The 16540-nt window shown below is 59.4% G+C and carries 19 protein-coding genes; 10 read left to right on the top strand and 9 right to left on the bottom strand.

Annotation, left to right across the window (positions count from 1 at the left end; genetic code table 11):
• Window positions 1-8 precede the first annotated feature (8 nt).
• The 6 genes from GNH96_RS15125 to GNH96_RS15100 form a co-directional block, all read right to left on the bottom strand.
• Entirely contained in the window at window positions 9-1019 is a 1011-nt protein-coding gene (locus GNH96_RS15125; RefSeq protein WP_267313379.1) for a glycosyltransferase family 2 protein, read from the bottom strand.
• 146 nt (window positions 1020-1165) lie between these two features.
• Complete coding sequence (locus tag GNH96_RS15120; RefSeq protein ID WP_169604397.1) at window positions 1166-2191, bottom strand: glycosyltransferase; 1026 nt, start codon at window positions 2189-2191, stop codon at window positions 1166-1168.
• Between the two features lie 60 nt (window positions 2192-2251).
• On the bottom strand, window positions 2252-3046 hold the full coding sequence (locus GNH96_RS15115) for a sulfotransferase family protein (RefSeq protein ID WP_169604396.1): 795 nt from the start codon (window positions 3044-3046) through the stop codon (window positions 2252-2254).
• Window positions 3047-3082: 36 nt separating this feature from the next.
• Window positions 3083-4354: a polysaccharide pyruvyl transferase family protein gene (locus GNH96_RS15110; protein WP_169604395.1), complete on the bottom strand. Its 1272-nt coding sequence runs from the start codon at window positions 4352-4354 to the stop codon at window positions 3083-3085.
• Between the two features lie 9 nt (window positions 4355-4363).
• Complete coding sequence (locus tag GNH96_RS15105; protein ID WP_169604394.1) at window positions 4364-5626, bottom strand: ABC transporter ATP-binding protein; 1263 nt, start codon at window positions 5624-5626, stop codon at window positions 4364-4366.
• 4 nt (window positions 5627-5630) lie between these two features.
• Window positions 5631-6458 carry an ABC transporter permease gene (locus tag GNH96_RS15100; RefSeq protein ID WP_188114781.1) on the bottom strand — a complete coding sequence of 276 codons (828 nt, stop codon included), beginning with the start codon at window positions 6456-6458 and terminating at the stop codon, window positions 5631-5633.
• A gap of 638 nt (window positions 6459-7096) precedes the next feature.
• Between GNH96_RS15100 and GNH96_RS15095 the strand changes: the two genes are divergently transcribed.
• Window positions 7097-7999, top strand: coding sequence for a hypothetical protein (locus tag GNH96_RS15095; protein WP_169604392.1), 903 nt, complete (start codon window positions 7097-7099; stop codon window positions 7997-7999).
• A 71-nt stretch (window positions 8000-8070) separates the two neighbouring features.
• Window positions 8071-9843, top strand: a complete 1773-nt coding sequence (recJ, locus tag GNH96_RS15090) for a single-stranded-DNA-specific exonuclease RecJ (protein ID WP_169604391.1) — start codon at window positions 8071-8073, stop codon at window positions 9841-9843.
• Between the two features lie 10 nt (window positions 9844-9853).
• On the opposite strand, the gene thiD is transcribed toward recJ, so the two are convergent.
• The gene (gene thiD, locus GNH96_RS15085; protein ID WP_169604390.1) at window positions 9854-10645 is read right to left on the bottom strand and encodes a bifunctional hydroxymethylpyrimidine kinase/phosphomethylpyrimidine kinase; all 792 of its coding nucleotides are present in this window, start codon (window positions 10643-10645) and stop codon (window positions 9854-9856) included.
• Window positions 10646-10913: 268 nt separating this feature from the next.
• Here thiD and GNH96_RS15080 point away from each other — a divergent pair, with 268 nt between their 5' ends.
• From GNH96_RS15080 to GNH96_RS15050, 7 genes are all read left to right on the top strand, one after another.
• Complete coding sequence (locus GNH96_RS15080) at window positions 10914-11399, top strand: DUF5063 domain-containing protein (RefSeq protein ID WP_228719900.1); 486 nt, start codon at window positions 10914-10916, stop codon at window positions 11397-11399.
• Window positions 11400-11500: 101 nt separating this feature from the next.
• On the top strand, window positions 11501-12115 hold the full coding sequence (locus GNH96_RS15075) for a MotA/TolQ/ExbB proton channel family protein (RefSeq protein ID WP_169604388.1): 615 nt from the start codon (window positions 11501-11503) through the stop codon (window positions 12113-12115).
• Between the two features lie 7 nt (window positions 12116-12122).
• On the top strand, window positions 12123-12548 hold the full coding sequence (locus tag GNH96_RS15070; protein ID WP_169604387.1) for an ExbD/TolR family protein: 426 nt from the start codon (window positions 12123-12125) through the stop codon (window positions 12546-12548).
• Window positions 12545-13558 carry a tetraacyldisaccharide 4'-kinase gene (gene lpxK / locus GNH96_RS15065; protein ID WP_169604386.1) on the top strand — a complete coding sequence of 338 codons (1014 nt, stop codon included), beginning with the start codon at window positions 12545-12547 and terminating at the stop codon, window positions 13556-13558. The genes GNH96_RS15070 and lpxK overlap by 4 nt, the downstream gene beginning before the upstream one ends.
• Complete coding sequence (locus GNH96_RS15060) at window positions 13539-13751, top strand: Trm112 family protein (protein ID WP_169604385.1); 213 nt, start codon at window positions 13539-13541, stop codon at window positions 13749-13751. Before lpxK ends, GNH96_RS15060 begins: the two co-directional genes overlap by 20 nt.
• Window positions 13751-14530 carry a 3-deoxy-manno-octulosonate cytidylyltransferase gene (kdsB, locus tag GNH96_RS15055; RefSeq protein WP_169604384.1) on the top strand — a complete coding sequence of 260 codons (780 nt, stop codon included), beginning with the start codon at window positions 13751-13753 and terminating at the stop codon, window positions 14528-14530. The genes GNH96_RS15060 and kdsB overlap by 1 nt, the downstream gene beginning before the upstream one ends.
• Before the next feature lie 5 nt (window positions 14531-14535).
• Window positions 14536-14964 (top strand): YqaA family protein, encoded by a 429-nt coding sequence (locus GNH96_RS15050; protein WP_169604383.1) that lies wholly within the window; start codon window positions 14536-14538, stop codon window positions 14962-14964.
• 1 nt (window position 14965) lies between these two features.
• Here GNH96_RS15050 and GNH96_RS15045 read toward each other — a convergent pair whose 3' ends face one another.
• Window positions 14966-15799: a L,D-transpeptidase family protein gene (locus GNH96_RS15045; RefSeq protein ID WP_169604382.1), complete on the bottom strand. Its 834-nt coding sequence runs from the start codon at window positions 15797-15799 to the stop codon at window positions 14966-14968.
• A gap of 27 nt (window positions 15800-15826) precedes the next feature.
• On the opposite strand from GNH96_RS15045, the gene GNH96_RS15040 reads away from it, so the two are divergent.
• The gene (locus tag GNH96_RS15040; protein ID WP_223163443.1) at window positions 15827-16018 is read left to right on the top strand and encodes a helix-turn-helix domain-containing transcriptional regulator; all 192 of its coding nucleotides are present in this window, start codon (window positions 15827-15829) and stop codon (window positions 16016-16018) included.
• Between the two features lie 195 nt (window positions 16019-16213).
• On the opposite strand, the gene GNH96_RS15035 is transcribed toward GNH96_RS15040, so the two are convergent.
• Window positions 16214-16531, bottom strand: a complete 318-nt coding sequence (locus GNH96_RS15035) for a c-type cytochrome (RefSeq protein WP_223163442.1) — start codon at window positions 16529-16531, stop codon at window positions 16214-16216.
• Window positions 16532-16540 lie beyond the last annotated feature (9 nt).

Here is a 16540-nt window from a genome sequence, read left to right as displayed (position 1 = left end):
AAGTCAGGCTATTTCGTGATGGCCGGGATGGGCTCCCGCATCAGGCAGCGAAAAAGCAACTTGACCATATAGCTTTTGGGGCCCTGCCAGGCCATGGCCGAGTTCAGATAGGACAATAGCACCTTGAGTCCCTCATGAGCGGAGCGGCCGCAGGCCGCGTACCACAACAGCGCGAAATCGCGATGGAGCCGCCCTACCGGGATGCCGCATTTACCGGATACCGCGCGGGCCAGTGTCTCCAGCCAGCGGCGGGCTTCGGCCAACTGGTCTGGGGAACCCTGAAAGGCGAGGGAAAAAAGGTCGATGTGAAGCGCCTTTTGGTCGGGGTCCGGTGCCAACCCGAACGACGCCAGATGGTCCAGCCTGACCCTGTCCCTGGTCGCGATCTGTTCGGGCTTGTTGGTGTTGCTGACGTTTTCAGGGTGTGAACGGTAACGCACCAGGACTTCGGGCAGGTTGCCGATATGCGTATGCCGGGCCAGTCGTGCCCAGAGCTCGTAGTCTTCCGCATGCCGGTAGCCCTCGCTGTAGCGGAGGCCATGTCGATTCAGGACCTCCATGCGTACGATCACCGAGCTATGAAGGAACACGTTGTCGTCGAGCAGCCCGTAAACGATCTCCTCGTGCCGGCACGGCGGCCGGATCGTTTGCCGGACCGAGTCGTGAAACAGTTCGTAGGCGGTGCCACACATGCCGATGTCGGGATTCTCGTCCAAAAATGCCACCTGCTTTTCGAGGCGCTGCGGGAGTGAAATGTCGTCACTGTCCATCCGGGCGACGAATTCGGTCTGCACCAGGTCGAGTCCCCGATTCAGCGTCTTCACCAGCCCCATATTCCCTGGATTCCGTTCGACTCGGATGCGGGGATCGTCGAAGGACTGAGCGATGGCGAGGCTGGAATCGCTCGACCCGTCGTCGATGACCAGCAGGACGAAGTCGCGGAAAGTCTGGCAGAGAATGCTCTCCATGGCGACGGCGAGGTACTTCTCGCCGTTGAAGACCGGCATGAGGATGGTCACGCGCGGGGCGCGGCCCGAATCACTGGGAGGATGTGTCATATTGCGCCGACTGGCTGTTGGCATTCGCCGATGCACTGTGAAACCGGCAGTCGAACAACGTAGTTGCTCTTGCGGCGGTAAGGATACCAAGTCGGCTGCCGCATGTCTCATGCGATCTTGGTACGCTTCCAGCAACGGTAGGCCAACTTCAACGTGTATAACGGATTTCCAAACATCCCATAGGGTTTCCTCAGGAATTGAAGGAACACCGTCAACCCGTCATCAGCGAGTTTGCCGCACGCGGAATACCAAAGCCTGTTGAATTGAACGAAGAGCGAGACGGGATTCTGGCGGCAACGCCAGACGCCTATCCGGTAGAGTTTGGAAAGCCAGGTGCCTGCCGCGTTCAGCTGCCGCAGATCGCCTTCGAATCGCATATCGAACAACTGGCGATGCAACAGGGCATCGCCGACTTGGGGCTCGAGTCCGAGATTGGCGCGGTGGATATGTCTCACCTTGGCTGCGGTGGCTTCCTGCTCCGTTTTGAAGCGGGAGCTGGTGTTGGCGGGGTGAAAGCGGTACCGGACCAGCACACGCGGCAGGTTGGCCAGGCGGCTGTAGCGTGCGAAACGGACCCATAGCTCATAATCCTCGGCGTAGGCGAATGCCGGATCATATCGAAGCCGGTAGCGCTCCAGCACGCTGCGCCTGAACATGACGGTATTGTGAGCCATCACGTTGTCGAAAATCAGCGCATAACTGATGTCTTCATGGGTGGTGGGAGGGCGCACCACGATGCTTTCGGTATCCGTAAAGCGCTCGTAATACCCGCCACATAAACCGACGTCGGGGTGGGCATCCATGAATGCCAATTGCTCTTCCAGTCGATAAGGTGTCGCGATGTCGTCGGCGTCCATGCGGGCGACATATTCGGATTGAACAAGCTCCAGTCCTTCATTCAATGTGTTGATCAGCCCTCTGTTCGTAGGGTTGACCTTCACGGAAAGCCGAGGGTCCTTGATGGACCGAAGGATTTCCAAACTGGAATCCGTCGAACCGTCATCGATGGCGAGCAGTGAGAAATTCGGAAAGGTTTGTGTCAGGAGACTTTCCAGCGCCTCGCGTAGATACTGTTCGCCATTATAAACGGGAAATAAAACAGTAACTCGTGGTGGGGATGCTGGGGTTGTCACGATTTCAGGGCTGTCAGTCGGCGGAGAGCATCACAATGAGGTGGTATGTTCGGGCGAGCGTTAATCGGGAAGTTCATAGGGGTAACCGAAGTTTAAGAAGTCATCCCGATATCTCGCGTAAACCGCATTCTGGCTCCTCTCGTCGTAGAACTCGCTGAGTCTGCCACGTCCCGCTTCCGTCTTGTTGAGATGCCGAAGCCGAGGAATATCGGCGTCCGGAATGCCTAGCTTGCGGAATGTTTCCATATAATCGACCGAATAGTTTTCAAATCGGCCAATATGGGTGTATTGGATCCTGCCGAATTGGATGTTGGTTGTCTGGCTCCGCCAGTGCGGATCCATATCGTGGTCGGCCTGCCCAATGACTGCCTCGATGAACTCCGCGAAATTGGCAGGAGCTGCACCATTGGGCATTCTTCGAGCCTGGGGGTTGTCTGTCGTCACGTTGCTGTCGAATTTATTCAGGTAACAGGAAAGCAAGCGCTGATAAGGATTTCTCACGAAAGTAACGAATCGATACCCTTTCCCTGCGAGGTTGCTTAGGGTCGGATTTGGAAAGATGGGCACGAAAGATTTGAGTGGAGATGCATCATAATGAATGACCTCTGGATTCAATGGATCGAGATTGCTCTCGCTTCCCCGAAGTTCCAATTCGGCCATGGCGGATTTCAGCGAGGTGCAGCCGGTCTTTGGGTTGTCTATATATACATAGCGATAGCGGCGTGAAACATAAATTCCGAAGAGGAAATCCGTGAGCGGAATCACACGCAAGGCATTGCGGGTCATGGGGCAGGTGAGTTTCGTGACTGCAAGCCTAGCACGCTCGATGCGGGTCAAACGCTTATGAAAAGCCATGCTGTTTTCTGGTCTCGGTGAGCATTGGGGTGGATTTCAATGGAATCCGCGGAATAATTTCTGGTACGCCTTAGGGACAATCTGTCTCATATTATATTTCTTCGATGTGGAGTATCGGCTATCAATATCCATGCGGATTCCATGCTCGCCGAGAGTGCGCTCGAAAATAGCCAGCCGTTGCCGATAGGTGGCTCGGAACTCTGTGAATGCCTGCGTGGTGAGCAAGTGGTCGGCCAGATCGTGTGCTTGGGCATCGCCGATGTCGGAGACACAAATGTTCGGAAGTGCAAAAAAATCGGTCAATTCGCGAGCCCGTTGATCGTTCCAGATAAAGATGCTTGGTATGCCGGCCTGCATGGCGACAATGCCGCCATGGAACCGATCCCCGAGATAGAAATCCGCTTGGGCGCAGAAAACCCGCCATGCATCAAGATTTTGAAAATACCAGAAATTGTCGAATGGAATCTTGCTGCCAAGAATACGCTCCAATACCGGTTTGCAAAGCTCCGTCCGGACTCGACCGGTCGCATCGTTGTACAGACGTTCGTCGCCCTTGCAGGCTCGCGCAACGGCTAGTAATTCATCCTGCATGATGTAGTGGCTCTTTGTGTCGCGGAACAGCGATATGAGCTTCCGGCTCCTTGGCGACGGGTTGGTGAGATGTCCGGAAGCAATTGCCGTGGCGGTGCTGCTTTCCGAGGGAGGGGCGACAGCGAGCAGATTCTGTGGATATACATAAAGGCTGGGGCAGCCAAGTGCCTTTGCACGATTCAATCCGACCTTGTGAAGCCAGTTTTCGGTTTCTTTTCCTCGCACGCCGAAGATCAGTGCCTTTTTGTCAAACAGGTGTAACAACCGTTGCGACCCTTCCGGTAAGGTCGAGAGGGTAGGGGGTAGAGAATCCTGCATGCCTATACCGAAAACCATGAAGTCGGTTTCGAGTGCGCTGACAGCGTCGGCAAGGTCGCCCAAGTCGAAATCTTCCCTGATGGCATTTGCCATCAGGAATACAACGAGATCGAAGTGTTTGTGGATTTCATCCCGTATGTGTTCAGCACTCCATCCGAGCGCCAATAGCCGTGTGAGATTCAGACGGCAGGAGCGGAGTCGGTCGAGTTCCAGGATTCGACCTAATGACTCGCCGATAAGCATGTTGCCGGTATTTTCGGTGAGCGAAACATTCGTTTCTATATTGCGCAACGATGTCCGGGCCGGGCGTGGCATGCTGTCCGAAAAAGGCAGTTGGCCCGCGAATGGATAGCGAGTATCTGTCGGAAGACGGGTAAAAAGAACACGGGGCAATCGCATGGCTATTCGTTAATCGTGTTGATGGCTTTCCGATGCGGGGAGAGTTTGAAGCGTAATGGGGGCGTAGCATCCTAGTTTGTCTCCTCTGCGCCTGCTGATATGTTGAATCAGGCGATCGTCCGTGCTGGCCGCAAATAGATCGACCGTGCAAATATTCTCGTACGAAAAAAGTTCTTCTGCTGAGTCCCATAAATCGAGCTGAACGAAATAGGTGCCTGGTATTAAATGATGGTCGGTAATGCCAAGTCCCAAGCTATGTTGCCCAGATTCGATATCGTCCAGATTTGCTTTGCATGTCAAGACGCGCGCCCCAACAGTATTGACGAAGCCGATGGTGAATACAAGCCGGGAAATGCGCCGTTCCGTAGCGAATCCAAGACGGAAATTCAATGGGTTGTTGAAGCCGGGGTCGGTTTCCTCTCGTAACCAGCGGAAATGTACGTCAGAAAGCCAATCGACTCTTGGTTTCAATGGTCGAACGCCGTCTTCCGTGGCATCTACGCTTAAGTACCTGGTCACGGCGTCACCGGTGGCCGAATCGCAAACGATTTTGCCATGTTCCAAAACCAGCGCCCGCTGCGTCAACTGCATGATCGAGTTCATATTATGGCTAACGAAAAGTAGCGTTCGCCCTTCCTGTCCGATTTGGTGCATTTTTCCGATGGATTTTTTCTGGAATCGGGCGTCGCCGACCGCAAGGACTTCATCGACGATCAAAATTTCGGGATCGATATGGGCCGCGACGGCAAAGCCAAGGCGGACATACATGCCGGACGAGTAATGCTTGACCGGCGTATCGAGGAACTGCTCGACCTCGGCGAAGTCGACGATTTCGTCAAATTTTCTGCCGATCTCGGCCTTCGACATGCCCAACATGGCGCCATTGAAATAGATGTTTTCACGTCCCGTCAATTCCGGGTGGAAGCCGGTGCCCACCTCGAGCAGGCTGGCGATGCGTCCCCGGATTCTGATCCTGCCGGTGGAAGGTTCCAGCGTGCGCGAGAGGATTTTCAAGAGGGTCGATTTGCCCGCGCCGTTCCGGCCCAGGAGTCCGATTCTTTCGCCGGGCCGGATTTGAAAAAAGATGTCCTTCAGTGCCCAGAATTCTTCCGTCTCGTCTTGCTGGTTTCCGCGGGTTCGGCGGAGGAGGGAGCGGCTGAGGTGGGATAACGAGCCGGCAAGGGCATCCCGCAGACTGTCATTGGGGCGGTTGCGCAGGTGGTGCAGGGTGAAAGACTTACCGACTGATTCGGCGAGGATCGCGTAAGACATGGGCTCAGAGCAGTTCGGCGAAGCGTTTTTCGATGCTGCGGAAATAGGCGATGCCGCTGGCTGTCGCGAGAGCGGCAATGCCTAGCGAAATCGCGAGCCCATGGGTCGGCGGTGCCGGGGTATTGGCGAAGACAGACCAACGTAACCCCTCAATGATACCGGTGAAAGGGTTGAGCGCATACCAAGTGCGCCATGTCTCGGGGACGATTGTGGCGCTGTAGGCGATGGGAGAGATGTAGAGGCCCATTTGCAAGAGGAATGGTACGATTTGGCGGAAATCGCGGAATCGTGCGCTCAGTGCAGACACCCAGATGGCGCAGCCGAAGGTCAGCAACAGCGTCAGCAGCAGGATAAGGGGGAGGAAAAGAAGATTGAGCGTAATCGGGACACGCTGCCAAGCGAGCAATACCGTCAGCATGGCGAGTCCTATGGCGAGTTCAGCCAAATTGACGATGACACCGCTGATGGGGATGATGATGCGCGGAAAATAGACCTTGGTAATGATGTTTTCTTTGTTGGCAAGACTGAGGCTCGCTTCGTTGAGCGCGCTCGCGAAAAACTGCCATGGAATCATTCCGACCAATACCAGCGTCGAATAGGGTGCGCCGTCCGAAGGAAGCCGTGCTAACCGCCCGAAAATGAGGGTGAATACAATGATGGTGAGTAGTGGCCGGATGATCGCCCAGGCAAAACCGATCACCGTCTGCTTGTATCTGACGAGAATGTCGCGCCAAGCCAGGAAGTAAAACAGCTCACGGTAGCGCCAGACATCTCGCCAGTAATGGCGTTCGCTTTTTCCTGCTTCTATGATGATTTCTGGATGACTAGACACGGATATCGAATTTGTGGTGATGGTGAAATTTTGTATTGAGGTTGACATCTAGTATTTTCAATAATTGAACTTAGTGCTCGCCACCACCTATCGAATTACTCAAGATGGCTGTACCAAAATTAATGAGGTTATAATCAATGGCGCCGGGTTGGGATGTCCCGTGTGTGGCGTGCTAATGATAATTGTTGTACTTTATTGTCACGTCTGGATGCTAATGGCAGGGCGTCGCTGATCTCTCTCGAATGTGATTTTACCAGGAAACGCCCAGGTGCGTCCAAGAGTTGGCCGTTTACGGCGTGCGTGAACGCGGTTTTATCGCTCAAGAGCGGAGACTGATCCTACGGCGCGAGGGCTGCTGATGGCGGTGCCTTCGCAGAGCTGCGTGTTGCTTCGGCGGATCATTTGGCTTTCGTGGCGTAGACGATCTACGTTACCGTTGACATGGCTCGTTCGGTTTTTTTTCGGTCCGAGTAAAGGCTGGATCTACAACATGACGAAGGGGCGATGTGCTTTAATCGAGATCGCTTGCATCTGTTGGATGGCTGAGGTCTAGCTTTTTTGCAAAATGAGGCGTATAGGGAGCTGAATGCAGTTGTAAGGGCTTCCTGCTTGATATATTAACTTTGGTGCTTATTGTTATGGTGATGAATTTTGGGTTGTTAGCAGAGAGGTTTCGTAAGGAATGGGGTTTGATGCGATCGAGAGCGATCGATACGGAGTCCGTGAGAACGGTATGTATGGCCTTGGGGCCGTACCGCAATTTGACGACGTTGACCGCATCCGTTTTGTTTCTTCACCCAACATGCCAAGTGCTAAATCATGGCGGTCAGAGAATATTTGGAGATGGCAGGCTGGACTGGGTCGCGCATGATGACAAAGGCGTATTTGAAAATTTCTTGCGTTACGCCATTTATATATCGAAAGGAGGAAGGCGGGGGCAGTATGGTGGGTCAATAGTTCATTCGCATGCGTTTGATGAAAAGTACAATATATCTTCTCTTTTCATGGAGGCTGCTCTCGGTCTGGTGAAAGAAAGGATCGAGTGCTTATTCTGGAAGGAATCCTTGCGGATATCAAATCACATCAGGTCGAATGCGGTCGACATTGTTGAGTTGCTTGAGAGCGAGCCAAGAATAAGGTTTATGATGCCAATAAGAAATCCCATGGACTGTGCCAGATCAAATCTCTTGACCGGGCATGTGGGTTTGTTTGGTCGACAGCTCGATCAGCCATCCGAAGAAGATGTTTTAGACTTGGTGCTGGACGAAATTCTTTGGTTCAAGGAGCTTGAATCCGCTGCGCCAGATCGTTTTTTTCATTATTTTGAGTTTGATCTTGGCTGGAATGTACTGGTGGATATGGAGAAATTTCTCCACCTGACTCCCAATGCCGAATGGGCTTCGGCAGCATTGAGAGCATGTTCCGTCGAATCCAAATATCATCACAGTGATTCGTTCGTTTCGTATTTTCGGGAGTCGGTAGCAAGGAAATTTACAGGATACCCGGATTTTCTTGATAAAATGTTGAAGTTTGCGGTGTAAGATATCGGAGTGGATTTCATTCTGTCCTGCTCGGCTGGGTGCTGGGGGATTATACTCATGGCGGCTTATTGATGATTAAGCTTCACCATCCAGTGAAAAAAAGAATCGTTCGGCGTTCATCAGAAGGTGGTATCGAGTTTTCGAAGAGTTTGCCCCTAGGGTCGGCGCCGGATGCTTCGCCACTGCTCGCCTGCCTCTACGAAAGCCGTTCGATTTTCTCGCCGGAAGACTTGGGACGCTCGCTCAATGAACTCCCACCGCCCGCGTTGCTGAAAGGCATGGATGCCATGACCGCGGAGCTCGAAGCGGCGATCCGCGCGCGCAAGTCGATCATGATCGTGGCCGATTTCGACGCGGACGGCGCGACCAGCTGCGCGGTGGCGATGCGGGGCCTGGGGGCGCTGGGCGCGGAGCGGCTGTCCTTCATCGTGCCCAATCGGTTCACTTGCGGTTACGGTCTCACGCCGGAGCTGGTCGAACTGGCGGCCGGGCAGCAACCGGACGTACTGCTCACGGTGGATACCGGCATTGCCTGTCATGCCGGCGTGGCGGCGGCCAAGGCGAGGGGCATGACGGTGCTGGTGACCGATCACCACTTGCCGGGGGAGTCGCTGCCGGCGGCGGATGCGATCGTCAACCCCAATCTGCCAGGCGACGGGTTTCCCGGGAAGGCGCTGGCCGGCGTCGGCGTCATTTTCTATGTGCTTTTGGGGCTGCGCAGCCGCTTGCGCGAGAGCGGCTGGTTCGATGGCGTTCGACAGCCGCCGAACTTGGCGGAATGGTTGGATCTGGTGGCCTTGGGGACGGTGGCGGACGTGGTTCCCCTGGACCGGATCAACCGCATTCTGGTGCATCAGGGATTGCAGCGCATTCGCGCAGGCCGCGCCTGCCCCGGCATCCGGGCGCTGCTGGAGGTGGCCGGAAAGAACTGGCGGACGCTGGCTTCGGACGCGCTCGGATTCGCGCTGGGACCGCGGCTGAACGCGGCCGGCCGGCTCGACGACATGAGCTTAGGTATAGCCTGTCTGCTGACGGACGATATGGCTGCCGCGAAGGAGTTCGCGGAGCTGCTGGACGAGATGAACCGTGAGAGGAAGACGATCGAGGCGCAGATGCAGTCGGAAGCCTGGGCGATTCTCGACGAGCTGGAAGCCCGCTCCGGTGGCGGGGATCGCCACGGTGTCTGTTTGTTCGATCCCGCGTGGCATCAGGGAGTGATCGGCATTTTGGCCTCGCGGATCAAGGACAGGCTGCATCGGCCGGTGATCGCGTTCGCGCGCGGGGAGGATGGGTTGCTCAAGGGGTCGGCGCGGTCGATCGCCGGGGTGCACATCCGCGATGTTTTGTGCGCGGTCACCGCCCGCCATCCCGGGCTGATCGTCCGCTTTGGCGGGCATGCCATGGCGGCCGGCCTGACCCTGGAGGAGAACCGTCTGGCGGCGTTTGCGGCTGCGTTCGAGGCGGAGGTCGCAGTCCTGCTCGATGGCATGGACCTGGAGCATACGGTGGTGACGGACGGCGAGTTGCCGCCGGACCATTTTCAGCTCGAAACCGCTCGCTGCTTGCGCGACGCCGGACCCTGGGGCCAGGGCTTCCCCGAGCCGCTGTTCGACGGGGAGTTCGATGTGCTGGGCATGCGGATCGTCGGAGAGAAGCATCTTCGGCTGACGTTCAAGGTGCCGGGCGTCTCGCGTCAGGTCGAGGGGATCGCCTTTTTCGTCGCCGAGCCGCAGGAATGGCTGGGATGTCGGCGGCTGCGCGCGGCGTATAGGTTGGACGTCAATGAATTCCGGGGCGTTTCCAGCCTTCAGCTCGGCATCGAGTACATGGAGCCGGTACCGTGACCGGGGTGGGTCATCGGCCGGGTGGATCGCGTCTGGGCAGATGTTGTCCGCCTCCGGGATGCCAGCCGGCACGGAGGGCTTGCCAGGTGAACCGCTGGGCCAGCTCGACGGCGGATTCCATGGCGTGTCCCTGGGCGAGATGCCCTGCCACGGCGGCGGCGAGGGTGCAGCCGGAGCCGTGATAGCCGTGCGGCAGCCGGGGCCATCGGTAGTCCCGCCTCCCGGTCGCTGAATACAGCCGGTTGACGACGTCATCCGTGGGAGCGTGCGTGCCGGTGATGAGGACATTCGGGCAGCCCAGGAGGCGGAGCCGCTCCGCATTTTCCGCTTCGGTCGCGCCTCCGCCGAGCCGGGAAGCTTCCGGCACATTGGGCGTTACAAGGACTGCGCGCGGCAGGAGTTCGGCGCGCACGGTTTCGATCAGTTGTTCCGATGCCAGATCGGTGCCTCCGCCGGCGGCGAGGACGGGATCGAGCACCACCGGAACGGCGCCGCCGAGGGTGTCCAGCAGGGCTGCCACGCTGCGGGCGATTCCCGCGCTGCCCAGCAGGCCGATTTTGACCGCGGCGACCGGCAGATCACGAATCAGGGCCCGCCCCTGCGCGAGGAAGGCGTCAGGGGATTGGGGCTGCACGGCGTATACGTTCGAGGTGTCCTGCACCGTCAGCGCGGTGATCACCGTACAGGCCCGGCAGCCGGTCGCGCCGATCGCTTCGATGTCGGCCTGGATGCCGGCCCCCCCTGTCGGGTCATGCCCGGACAGGCTGAGGACGATGGATGGCAGAGGTCCGCGGGTTGTCATCAGGGTCCGAATGGGATGAAATGTCGCTCCGGCGCGACAGGCTTGCCGGGCGGAGCAGGGTTCTCGATCTGTCTGGCCCGAGGCGGGCAACGTCTTCCGGAATGTCCGGTTTACTTGATTCCATGGTCTACCTTTCCCGGATTTGCTGTCTACTCTTAACCGTAAAGAGTAAAGGGTGCATCCGATAGCGACATCGGCATGCACGTTGATCGATGAGGTCTTCGGTGCGGGAGTGACGGCTCGAATGAAATGGAGTGCAACTAGCAGAGTGGCTTCTTCGACTCCCGCCGCCGCAGAGTTTGCGAAAGTTGCCGAGAAGTTCTGTCGGCTGGTGGACGGTTTCTCACATTATGAACCGCTGGATTGGCTTGCGCTCATCTCACGCGCGCTGATTCCGCTGGAAATGGCCGTGAGGGAGCTCACGGGCACGGCAGGCATCGGTGAATACTCCATGCTGGCGGACATCGAGCAACGGCATCACATGTTCGTGGAGCTCAAAACCTTCCTGGGGCCGATGGACGACTACTGGACCGATGCCGATCTCGAGGTCGGCGACGGCGTAATGACCGGCAGTCTGGCGGACAACATCACCGAAATCTATTTCGCATTGAAGCGTGGATTGGCCTTCTGGCACAAAGGGCCGGGCGAGGCTGGCGCCGCGGTCAGCGAATGGCTGTCGGGTTTCGATGTCAACTGGGGCTATCATCTGGCGAATCTGCGGTCCCAGTTGAAGCACAAGGTCACGCTTCACTGATTTCTCACCTGTCGCCCAGGCGGCCGGGTTCGGCCTGCTTCGCGTTGTTGCGGTAAAATTCCAGGATATCGTAATTGCCGGACCTATCGGAGGAGTAAGGGGTGCTGGATATCATCAAGGGCGGCGGGCTGCTGATCTGGCCGATTCTGATCTGCTCGGTTGTCGCTCTGGCCATCATCCTGGAGCGCTTGTGGGCGCTGCGTACCAGCCGCATCCTCCCGGCCGAACTGGCATCGACGGTCTGGACGCTCTGGCGGAACAATCAGCTCGATGGCGGCAGCATCCGCCAGCTCGCCCTGAATTCGCCGCTGGGTACGGTATTGGCGGCGGGGCTGGCCAACCACAAGCATGGCCGCGAGGTCATGCAGAGCTGCATCGAGCAGGCCGGACGCCAAGTGGTCCACGCCATGGAGCGCTATCTCAATACCCTCGGCACCATCGCCTCGATTTCCCCTTACCTTGGCCTCCTCGGCAGCGTGCTGGGGATGATGAAGGTGTTCGCCGGCTTTTCCGCGGCGCAGGGGGCCGGTAATCCGGCCGCGCTGGCCGGCGGCCTGTCGGAAATCCTCATCACCACCGCCGCCGGCTTGGCCGTGGCCATTCCCAGCCTGATGTTCTACCGCTATTTCCGGGGGCGGGTGAACGAGCTGTCGATGCGTCTGGAAGAGGAAGCCGTCCGTCTGATCGCGATTCTGCACGGCGAGCGCGAAGAGTGAGTTCGCCATGAATTTCCGTCCGCAGAATCGGGATGAGCCGGAATTGAATCTGATTCCGATGATCGACGTGCTGATCGTGCTGATGATCTTCCTGGTGCTCACCACTACCTTCAGCCGGGAAACCGGGCTCGAACTTCAGTTGCCGAAGGCGCAAAGCCCGGCTTCCGAAGAGACACCCCAAGGCGTGGACATCGCCGTCGGACCGGACGGCCAGTTTTCGGTGAACGGCACGCCGCTGCCCGACAACCGCCTCGAAACCCTGCGGGAGGCGATGAAGGCGGCCGCCGGGGAGCGGCGTGACCCGCTGGTCATCGTCCGCGCCGACCGGACGACGCAGCACCAGCACGTCATCACCGTCCTGGATGCCGCCAGCCAACTGGGCTTCGGCCATATCAGCTTCGCCGCCGAGGCCACGCCCGAGAGCAAGCCTTGAGCCGGTCCAAGGGGGTGATCGCCGCCTGGCTGCAGCGGCAATGGTATGGCGAGGCGCAGCCGCCGTGGGGGTTGCGTGCGCTGAGTTCAGGATTCGGCGCCGCCGTCGCGCTCCGCCGTCATTATTACCGCTCGCATGCGGGACAGCCTGCTCTCGGCGTCCCCGTCATCGTCGTCGGCAACCTCAGCGTGGGCGGCACCGGCAAGACGCCGCTGGTGATCGCTCTGGTGGCGCTGCTGCGCGAACGGGGCTGGTCGCCCGGCGTGATCAGCCGCGGCTACGGCGGTTCCGCCCGGGCGCCGCGTGAAGTCCGCTGCGACAGCGACCCTGCCGAGGTCGGCGACGAGCCCTTGCTGATCCGGCAGCGCGCCGGTTGTCCGGTATTCGTTTCGCCGAAACGGCTGGAAGCCGCCCGGGCCGTGATCGAAGCCGGCGCCGATGTCGTCGTTTCCGACGATGGCCTTCAGCATTATGCCTTGCCGCGGGACGTCGAAATCGCCGTGGTCGATGGCGCGCGCCGCTTCGGCAACGGCAGGCTGCTGCCGGCGGGGCCGTTGCGGGAACCGGTCGAGCGGCTGGCGAGCGTGGATTTCGTGATCTGCAACGGCGGCGAGCCGGCGGCTGGCGAATTATCCATGGCGCTTGAAGGCGATACGGCGGTGCATCTCGCCGATGGGGAGCGGCGCCCGTTAACAGACTTGGCGGGACGGAAGATCGTCGCCATGGCGGGGATCGGCCATCCGGACCGGTTTTTTTCCCACCTCGAGGCCGCCGGATTGAACTTCGAGTCTATGGCATGGCCTGACCATCATGTTTATTCCGCGGACGATTTTTGCAGCGTGCCGGCCGATACGCCGGTCCTGATGACCGAGAAGGACGCCGTGAAATGCCGCAGGCTGGGGGACCCGCGAATCTGGTACATTCCCGTCACCGCCCGGCTCGATCCGGCCTTCGCTTCCCGATTACTGACCATCCTTGAGAGGATTCGACATGGACAAACAACTGCTTGAAATTCTGGTTTGCCCGCTGTGCAAGGGCGAACTGATCTACCTGCGCGAGCAGCAGGAACTGGTCTGCCTGGCGGACAAGCTGGCCTATCCCATCCGCGACGACATTCCGGTGATGCTGGAGAGCGAGGCGAGGAAGCTCGGCCTCGACGAATACGACGCCCTGCACAAGCGGCGGACGGCGCCGGCGGCCTGATGCCGGCGGAATTCACCATCGTCATTCCGGCGCGCTACGGTTCGACCCGGCTGCCGGGCAAGCCCCTGCTCGAACTCGGCGGCAAGCCGATGATCGTGCATGTCTGCGAGCGGGCGCTCGAAGCCGGCGCGTCAGAGGTCGTGGTGGCGACCGACGACGAACGCATCGCCCGTGCGGTGGACGGCTTGCCGGTGACCGCGATGCTGACCCGGCCCGAGCATGCCAGCGGCACCGAGCGGCTGGCCGAGGTGGCCGAGCGCCGGGCCTGGAGCGACGACACCATCGTGGTCAACCTCCAGGGCGACGAGCCCTTCATGGAAAGTGCGCTGCTGCGCGCCCTGGCCGCGGCGCTGGAGCGGCGCGAGGACTGCCGGGTGGCGACCCTGGCTGCGCCGATTCACCAGCCTGAAGAAATCTTCGATCCCAACGTGGTCAAGGTGGTTACCGACGGGGAGAGCCGGGCGCTGTATTTCAGTCGGGCCGCCGTGCCCTGGGACCGCGAATCCTTCGCCCAAGGGATGGCGGCGCCGAAGCCGGGGCAGGGCATGCCTTATCGCCGCCATATCGGGGTGTATGCCTACACCGCGGCCTATCTGCGCCGCTACGTCGATCTGGCGCCGTCGCCGCTGGAGCACATCGAGCGGCTGGAGCAGTTGCGCATTCTCTGGCACGGCGACCGCATCCTGGTGGTGCCGGTGGAGGGCGCGCCCGCGCCGGGCGTAGACACCGCCGCCGATCTCGAACGGGCCGAGCGCCATCTGAGCGGCGGGACGCCCTGACTGCGATGGATGCTTCGATGGGGATCTGGGGCCTGTTCTTCAGCGCCTTCGTCTCGGCCACTCTGGCGCCGGGGGGATCGGAGGCGGTGCTGGCCTATCTGGTGCACACCGGGTACGCGCTGCCCGCCGAACTCGTGGCCGTGGCCAGTCTGGGCAACACGCTGGGCGCGATGACGACCTGGGGAATGGGCTGGCTATGGGCGCGCCGCCGCCCGCTGGCGATCGAGGCGATCGAGAATCCGCGTCAGCGCCGCGCGGTGGAATCGCTCAAGCGGTGGGGCAGCGGCCTGCTGCTGATCTCGTGGATACCGGTGCTCGGCGACGGTTTCTGTTTCGCCGCCGGCTGGCTGCGGCTGTCGTTGATCCTGTCCGTGATCCATATCGCCATCGGCAAGGCCGTGCGCTATGCCGTGGTGGCTTGGCTGGCGGTTTGATTTACCGGCGGTACGGCGGCGAATAAGGCCGGTTGCTCGACACCGCGAGCGGCCTCGATATCGACAAAATTTCATCGGCGATCGTCGCATACAGCTCCCGCGTCCATTCCGGCTGTCCGGCGGCGGTCTGGTCCAGCGGCCAGGCCCTGGGGTCGTGCGGCGCGATCACCACCTTCATGTTTTCCTTGCCGACGTGCGCCGCCAGTACGAACAGCTCCTCGATGGTTTCGTCCCCCATCGCCAGGCATCCCGCCGACACCGCCCGGCCGTGGATGAAGATGTCCGATCCAGGATTGGTGCGGCCTTCGAGCTGGGCGTAATGCAGGTCGAAATCGTTGGGGTAGTTCAGCTTCATCGACAGGTGGTAATGGCTGTTCGGATTCAGCCCCACGATCTGGTAGATGCCCTCGGGCACCTGCAGGTCGCCCTGGCGCAGCTTGGGGCCCGCGGAGCCGCTGGCCGCCCGGATGTCGTAGTCGCGGATCAGCCGATATTCGTTCTGGTCCCGTGCCCACAGTTCGAGCTTCTTCTCCTGTTTCAGGCCGATCAGCACGACTTCGCGCGGCGGATAGGCCACGCCGGCCCGTTCGAAATAGGGTTTCAGCTTCCGGACCGAATAAGGGCCGAAATCGTGCAGTACGTCCGACACCGTGCGCTGGCCGGTGTCGCTGAAGAGAGGTGGCACATAGGCGGAGCGGAGTGCGGGTTTCGGGAGATGGGTGCGCTCGGGTGCCGCCGCCGCGAGGCTCGGTTTGCCGGCCTGCTTGTTCGAGCCGGCGCAGGCCGTCAGCAGCAGGGCGGTCATGGGAAGCAGATAAGCGGCTTTCGGTAGCATGCCCGTTACCTCCGATGGGGAGTTCCGATGCAAGATTATGCCGGCAGCAGCGGGGTCTGGCTAGTATCGCCAAAGCTCTCGGTGACATCGCTCGCGCCAAGGGAATGGCCCGGGGGAGACGCTGGCCTGTCTCGTGAAAGCCTCTACAACGCGCTTTCTGGCGAACGCAGTCCGGGCTTCGCCACCATCCTCAAGGTCATCGGCGCCCTTGGACTGTAACTGCTTGCTAAGGCCAGCCATAGCTCACAAGGTGCCCAACCCATCGTTGCAGGGGGGGCGTCTATCGATGGCGCGTCCCGGAACTCAGACGCAAGATTTGTAAGCCGAGGCAAATCCCCCGCTTATGGGGGGATTTGCCGGGGTTTGACTCGTCGTACTTTGAAGGATACAGGTTTTCGTCAAGCCGGTTCGCGCCTATTTCAGGCTCAAAATCCACTGCACCAGCTGTTTCGCTTCCGCTTCGCTGACCTGCGGATTGGGGGGCATCGCCATGGTTCCCCAGACGCCGGAGCCTCCCTTCATCACCTTCTCGGCGAGCTTGGCATCGACGCCTTGCTGGCCTGCGTATTTCTGGGCGACGTCCTTGAATGCCGGCCCCAGGATTTTCTTGTCGACCGAATGGCACATGACACAGTTCTTGGCTTTGGCGAGTTCCTCGCTGGCCTGCGCAGGGCCGCCGACAGCGGCACCGAGGGCGGCGGACAGGAAGAGGTGCATCGTTCTTCTAGGCATGGTCGTTCT

Source organism: Methylococcus geothermalis, assembly GCF_012769535.1.
In the GTDB taxonomy this organism is placed as follows: domain Bacteria; phylum Pseudomonadota; class Gammaproteobacteria; order Methylococcales; family Methylococcaceae; genus Methylococcus; species Methylococcus geothermalis.
This window is presented reverse-complemented; position numbering and strand designations above follow the sequence as displayed.